The following is a 729-nucleotide window of genomic DNA, read 5'->3' as shown; positions in this document are numbered from 1 at the left end:
GCGCCGGACGTCGGCGATTTGCTGAATACATTCCATGAATGGGTGGACGACGCCTCGTTGCGGGAGACCATCCTTGTTGATAACCCCGCGCGCATCTACCGGTTCGACGACTGATCGTGAAACATTTTTCTACCAAAGGCAACCCATGTCACTGACTCTCGAAAAGCGAGACGGTATCGCGATCGTTACCCTCGACCGGCCGCCGGTCAACGCGTTGACGCTCGCGCTTTATAGCGAAATCGCCGATCTCTTCGAAAACCTCGGCAAGGAACTCGATGTCCATTGCGCCATCTTCACCGGCGCCGGCAATCGTGCATTTTGCGCGGGGCTCGATTTGAACGAGTTTCTAAGCGCGACGCCCGAGCAGGACCCCGAGCGGGCAGCCATTGTGCGTAGGACGTTTTCCGCCGTCTACCGCTGCCCGATTCCCGTCATCGCTGCGGTCAACGGGCCGGCCCTCGGCGCGGGCTCGGTGCTGGCCACCGTGTGCGATATCCGCATCGCTGCGAGCAATGCGCGGTTTGGCACGCCGGAAATCAATGTCGGCCGCTGCGGGGGCGCGGCTCATCACGGCCGGTTGATTCCGCAGGGCGCATTGCGCCGCATGTACTTCACCGGCGAACCGATTGGCGCGCAGGAAGCGTTCAGGCTGGGTCTGATCGATGAAGTCGTCGAACCCGAAGACTTGATGACGACGGCACTCAGGCTTGCAGCGAAGATTGCCGCCAA

Annotated in this window: 1 protein-coding gene; it reads left to right on the top strand. The window is 61.2% G+C overall.

The window, feature by feature from the left end; all coding sequences use genetic code 11:
- Positions 1-145: 145 nt before the first annotated feature.
- Positions 146-729 (top strand): enoyl-CoA hydratase/isomerase family protein (locus AWB65_RS35150; protein WP_087671281.1); only part of this gene is annotated, 584 nt, incomplete at its 3' end.

This window comes from Caballeronia humi, assembly GCF_001544475.1.
GTDB classification, from domain to species: Bacteria; Pseudomonadota; Gammaproteobacteria; order Burkholderiales; family Burkholderiaceae; genus Caballeronia; species Caballeronia humi.
The sequence above is the reverse complement of the archived record's forward strand: the minus strand, read 5'-3'. Positions and strand labels throughout refer to the sequence as shown.